The organism is Yaniella sp. (assembly GCF_030453185.1).
In the GTDB taxonomy this organism is placed as follows: domain Bacteria; phylum Actinomycetota; class Actinomycetes; order Actinomycetales; family Micrococcaceae; genus Yaniella.
In genome coordinates this window covers 1-4,844 of the sequence record NZ_JAKDKW010000112.1, presented here as the reverse complement: position 1 = coordinate 4,844, position 4,844 = coordinate 1, and the positions used below count along the sequence as shown (strand labels likewise).

The 4,844-nt window shown below is 58.2% G+C and carries 5 protein-coding genes; 4 read left to right on the top strand and 1 reads right to left on the bottom strand.

The genetic code is table 11. The features are described 5' to 3' along the window. Window positions 1-1,576: aminopeptidase N (gene pepN, locus L0H14_RS11660; protein ID WP_301419821.1), on the bottom strand; the 1,576-nt coding region annotated here is incomplete at its 3' end. 103 nt (window positions 1,577-1,679) lie between these two features. Here pepN and L0H14_RS11655 point away from each other — a divergent pair. The 4 genes from L0H14_RS11655 to L0H14_RS11640 are packed head-to-tail and all read left to right on the top strand — an operon-like array spanning window position 1,680 to window position 4,817. Then, the gene (locus L0H14_RS11655) at window positions 1,680-2,186 is read left to right on the top strand and encodes a ribose-5-phosphate isomerase (RefSeq protein ID WP_301419823.1); all 507 of its coding nucleotides are present in this window, start codon (window positions 1,680-1,682) and stop codon (window positions 2,184-2,186) included. Continuing rightward, window positions 2,186-3,052: an Fpg/Nei family DNA glycosylase gene (locus tag L0H14_RS11650; RefSeq protein WP_301419824.1), complete on the top strand. Its 867-nt coding sequence runs from the start codon at window positions 2,186-2,188 to the stop codon at window positions 3,050-3,052. Before L0H14_RS11655 ends, L0H14_RS11650 begins: the two co-directional genes overlap by 1 nt. Before the next feature lie 54 nt (window positions 3,053-3,106). Next, the gene (gene lipB, locus L0H14_RS11645) at window positions 3,107-3,775 is read left to right on the top strand and encodes a lipoyl(octanoyl) transferase LipB (RefSeq protein ID WP_301421905.1); all 669 of its coding nucleotides are present in this window, start codon (window positions 3,107-3,109) and stop codon (window positions 3,773-3,775) included. Further along, window positions 3,753-4,817 carry a lipoyl synthase gene (locus tag L0H14_RS11640; RefSeq protein WP_301419827.1) on the top strand — a complete coding sequence of 355 codons (1,065 nt, stop codon included), beginning with the start codon at window positions 3,753-3,755 and terminating at the stop codon, window positions 4,815-4,817. The genes lipB and L0H14_RS11640 overlap by 23 nt, the downstream gene beginning before the upstream one ends. The last annotated feature ends 27 nt before the right edge of the window (window positions 4,818-4,844 follow it).

Genomic DNA, 4,844 nt, shown 5'->3' with positions numbered 1-4,844 from the left:
TGTCCGGGCGCAACTTAGCGTAGGTCAGGTCGCCGTCGTTGACCACAATTACGGGCGATTCTTGCGCGGCGATGGCCGTCACCTCTGACTTGAGATCAATTTCTAAAAAATCGGTTCGCGTCAGTCGATCGTTGATGACGTCGTAGAAACCGATGCCCACGCGGTGCTGCCGTGCCGGTTGCGACTGGGTGATCACCACGCTGTCTTCGTGGCGTTGCCAGCTCAGAGTATTGACCCCGGTGGAGTGTAACCACTCGTCTGCCCAACCAGCCAAGTCGCGGCCAGAGGCTGCCTCCAGGTGGCGCAAAAGATCCGAGAACTCAGTGTTGGACCAGGCGTGTTCGGTGAAATAGGCACGCACTCCCGCCATAAAGTGTTCGGTTCCAACCCAGGCAACCAACTGGCGCAACACGGAGGCACCCTTGGCATAAGTGATGCCATCAAAGTTCACGGCCACGGCGTCGAGATCGACCATATCGGCGATCACCGGATGCGTGGTGGCCAGCTGATCCTGACGGTAAGCCCATGTCTTCTCGGCGGCGTTAAAGGTTGTCCAGGCATCGGAGTATCCGGCGTGGATGGCGGCCAGATGGGACACGAACTCGGCAAAGGATTCGTTGAGCCATAGGTCATCCCACCAACGCATGGTTACCAGGTTGCCAAACCACATGTGTGCCAGTTCGTGCAAGATGGTGATCGCTCGGCGCTGCACCATAGCTTGGGGGACGGCCGAGCGGAAAATATAGGATTCGGTGATGGTCACCGCGCCGATGTTTTCCATGGCGCCGGCGTTGAACTCGGGCACAAAAATTTGGTCGTACTTGGTAAACGGATAGGCCACGCCGAACTGTTCTTCATAGAATGCGAAACCGGCGCGGGTGATGTCCAACATTTCTTCAGCATCGACGTGGAATGCCATGGATTTTCGGGCCCAGATGCTCAACGGCACACTAGCCGATTCGGTATCCCAAGAGCTTTGTGCGACCTGAGTATATTCGCCGGCAATCAGGGCGAAAAGATACGACGACATGACCGGTGTGGTGTCGAAAGTCCAGCGCGCGACGTCGTCGTCTAGCGCAAAATCGCCGGGTTCGTTGGATAGGACGGTCCAGTGGGCCGGCGCGGTGACGTGCAGTTCGAAGGTGGCTTTGAGGTCCGGCTGCTCAAAGACCGGGAAAATGCGGCGGGCATCGGCCGGCTCGCACTGCGAATACAGGTATTCGGCCTCGTCGAACGGGTCAACATAGCGGTGCAGGCCCTCCCCGGTGGTGGAATACTGTGAGGATGACGACACGACCAGCTCATTGTCTTGTTGCAGATTGGCAAGGGCCAGTTGTGCGCCGTCATAGGACACATCCGTGCCGTTCAATTTTGCCGAGGACACCTGGTGGCCGAGCAGATCGATGAAACTGGTGTGCCCGATCGCTCCCTGCGACGCGGAGAACGTGATGACGGCGTCCACCCGAAATTCGGCGTCGTCGGTGACATCAATCTCCAACCGGTAGTGGTGTACCTCGAGTTGAGCAGCCCGAAGTTGAGCCTGCTCGCGGGTGATGGCCTGGGAAATGTCCGACACGCTGAAGTTCCTTTCGATCAGTGTCACCATTGTTTCACCAATCCACCGAAGTGTTAAAGCCCGACTATGCTGGAGTCACGATTTTCCAATTTGAGGAGCCCACGTGCGCGTTCACATTGCTACCGACCACGCCGGTCTGGAACTGGCCCAGTATTTGATCGAGAACTTGGCCGCCGCCGGCTACGACATGATCGACCACGGCCCACAAGAATACGATGCCCTGGATGACTACCCGTCATTTTGTATCAACGCGGCCAAAGCCGTAGCCGCCGAACGCGCTGACGGTAAGGATTCGCTGGGTATCGTGCTGGGCGGTTCGGGCAACGGCGAACAGATGGCCGCCAATAAGGTTGAGGGCATTCGCGCGGCGCTGGCTTGGAACATCTCGACGGCCAAACTGGCACGCGAACACAATAACGCCCAGGTCGTCGCGGTGGGTGGACGCCAGCACGAACCGGCAGAAGCACTCGAGATTATCAAGACGTTTCTGACCGCCCAGTGGTCCGAGGAAGAACGCCATGCTCGCCGCATCGGCCAAATTGGCGAATTCGAAACTACCGGAGCAATCGCCGGCTTTGAATTGAGCACCGAGGGGATTGCCAAACCTTAATGCCTGAAGGTCACTCCATCCACCGGATTGCCCGGCATTTTGACGACGTCTTCGTCACCCAGCAGCTCCGACTGTCCTCTCCACAGGGTCGTTTTGTTGACGGCGCGCAACTGCTCACCGGTCACTGCGCCGTCGCTTCCGAGGCTTACGGAAAGCACTGGTTTCTCTACTTCGACAACGACCTGGTGCTCAATGTGCATTTGGGCATGTATGGTGCCTGGACCTTTGGCGGCCAGCAGCACTCGTCCATCGGGGCGCCGCGCAAGATCGGCGAACAGGAAGACCATAGCGACGGCACTGTCGAGTTGACCGAGCCGCGGCCCACCACACGGGTGCGGATCATCGGGGAGCACTCGTGGGCGGATCTGGTGGGCCCGGCAATTTGTCGGACGCTCACCATCGCAGAAGCCCAAGACGTCATTGATGCCATCGGTCCGGACCCATTGCGTGACGATGCCGACCCGCAACGCTTTTACGACGTCGCTGCCAAGACCAGACGCCGCATAGGGGCCGTGTTGATGGACCAGAAGGTGATCGGCGGGATCGGCAACATTTTTCGGGCCGAAGGGCTGTTCCGGTTGGATCTGAACCCGCATACCCAGACCAACACACTGACCCGGGAAACGCACGAGGCGATCTGGCAGGATCAGGTGCACCTGTTAGAGATCGGTGTAGAGACCGGGCGCATTATCACCACTGACGCCGAGCACCGCCCCGGTGTTGGGCTGGGTGAGGCCTGGCCCGAACACGCTAACTACGTGTATCAACGCCAGGGGAGACCCTGCCTGGTGTGCGGTGGCAACGGGATTATTGTCGAAGCGTTGGAAGCCCGGAAACTGTACTGGTGTACAACGTGTCAGCAGTAGTCAAGGACACATCAACGGTTCACAATCGTGCTCAAATGTGGTTTAGTTAATCTCGTGCATGTCATAAATTTACTTGAAACCGGCCTGAAAACCTATAGTGCGACGGACACGTTGCAACGCGAACTGCACGCCCGAATTGCTGGCGGTGAGCACCCCAATTCGTTCCTCATATTCGAGGCAGAGTCAAGCTATACTGCCGGTCGGCATACACAACCCCACGACATCATTGATGATTCGATACCGATCATCGAAACCGATCGTGCAGGGTCAATTACCTGGCACGGGCCCGGTCAGCTGGTCTGTTATCCACTGGTGAAGCTTGCCGCCCCGGTTGATGTCATCAAATACATCCGCGCTGTCGAAGGCGCCGTCATCGATACCTTGCAACAGCACTTCGGACTCGACGTCGGTCGCATCGAGGGGCGCGCCGGCGTCTGGATTGAAAACCGCAAGATCTCGGCGATCGGCCTCAAAATTTCCCAGGATGCCACGCTGCACGGGATCTCCTTGAACGTGAACACCGACCCGGCCTCTGCTTTCGCCGGGGTGATCCCCTGCGGTATCACCGATGCCACCGTCACCTCCATGGCCGAGGAAGGCGTCGAGACCACACTGCAAGCCGTTGCCGAAGCGCTCACAGGCGCGCTAGAACAACGTCTCGAACCGTTACTTGACCCAGAATCAATTAAAGGAGATGTCAATGTCTACCATCCCGCAGGCTGAAGGTCGTAAACTGCTTCGAATCGAGGCACGCAACGCCGAAGTGCCTCGGGAGCCCCGCCCCGAATGGCTCAAAACCCGAGCCACGGTGGGTCCCGAATACCAGAACTTGCGTAGCCAGGTGGCCAACACTTCCTTGAACACGGTGTGTGCCGAGGCCAACTGCCCCAATATTTATGAATGCTGGGAAGACCGGGAAGCTTCATTCCTCATCGGTGGTGCCGTGTGTACTCGCCGCTGCGGGTTCTGTGACATCGCCACCGGTAAACCGGAGGAGTACGACACCGAGGAACCGTACCGTGTTGCGGAATCTGTTGACGAGCTGGATCTCCGTTACGTCACCGTCACTGGCGTGGCCCGCGACGATCTGGAAGACGGCGCCTCCTGGCTCTATGCCGAAACCGCACGCGCCATCCACCAGCGCACTCCACAAACCGGTGTGGAACTGCTGGTCGATGACTTCCGCGGTGGCGAAACCGCCCTCCAGAAGATTTTTGACGCCAAACCCGAAGTCTTCGCACACAATATCGAAACCGTTCCACGGCTAATGAAGATTATTCGTCCGGCCTTCCGGTACGAGAAATCCCTGGCGGCCATTACCTCGGCACGCGATGCCGGGCTTGTGACCAAATCGAACTTGATTCTGGGGATGGGGGAGACCACCGAAGAAATTGAGGACACCATCATTGACCTCATTAACGCCGGTACCCACATCATCACCATCACCCAGTATCTGCGTCCATCACCGCTGCACCACCCGGTAGACCGCTGGGTCAAACCTACAGAATTCCTGCGCCTGCGTGACTTTGCCTACGAGCACGGTGCTGCCGCTGTCATGTCGGGTCCACTGGTTCGCTCGTCATACCGTTCGGGCAAGCTTTATGTTGAGGCCATGCGCTTCTTGGGCCGCCGGATTCCTGGACAGTTTGACCACCTGGTGGCAAATGCCGATACCCCGGCACGCCAGGAAGCTGAATCTGTGGCCGAACGTTTCGAGGATACCAATGAGGACGTCGCTGCCATCCCGGCCGTCTCACTCAACTAACCTCGCGTTCGACCGGTCGTATACACC